Annotated in this window: 1 rRNA gene and 1 pseudogene; both read right to left on the bottom strand. The window is 69.4% G+C overall.

The features are described 5' to 3' along the window. A pseudogene (locus tag ACIQZN_RS27920) lies at nt 1–287 on the bottom strand (hypothetical protein); the annotation flags it as partial. Nucleotides 288–529: 242 nt separating this feature from the next. Further along, a 5S ribosomal RNA gene (rrf, locus tag ACIQZN_RS27915) occupies nt 530–621 on the bottom strand; the annotation flags it as partial.

Here is a 621-nt window from a genome sequence, read left to right as displayed (position 1 = left end):
CCGGCGGGGACCACGGGGCCGGTCGTCACGACCGCCACCGAAGCCACCCGGCCGGCCACCACGGTCATCGTCACGACGCGGCGCACGGTCGTCACGGCGGAACCCCCCACCGCGGTTGTCGGAGCCGCCACCCCGGTCATCGCGACGGAAGCCACCACCGGTGGAGCCACCCCGGTCGTCACGCCGGAAACCACCGCCGGAAGGACGGTCATCACGGCGCGGTCCACGATCCCGGTCGCGGTCCCGGTCGTCGCGTCGGAAACCGCCCCCGGAAGGACGGTCGTCACGACGCGGACCGCGCGAACGGTCGTCGCGACCGCCGCCGAAGCCGCCCCGGTCACCGCCGTCCCGGCGACGCGGCTCGCGCTCCGAACGATCGTCGGGAGAGTTGGTGGACATGGGTGGAGCTCCTGTCATCGGGGTACTACAGACATTCTTGCGCAGCCGGACACCCGACGCGCTTCGGGCAAAACAAAAAAGACCCTTGGTCCCAGCGCTGAACGCTGGGACCAAGGGTCCTTCAAAAATTGTTCGGCGGCGTCCTACTCTCCCACAGGGTCCCCCCTGCAGTACCATCGGCGCTGAAAGGCTTAGCTTCCGGGTTCGGAATGTAACCGGGCG

It is taken from the genome of Streptomyces sp. NPDC097595 (assembly GCF_044761525.1).
Taxonomy (GTDB): domain Bacteria; phylum Actinomycetota; class Actinomycetes; order Streptomycetales; family Streptomycetaceae; genus Streptomyces; species Streptomyces drozdowiczii_A.
This window is presented reverse-complemented; position numbering and strand designations above follow the sequence as displayed.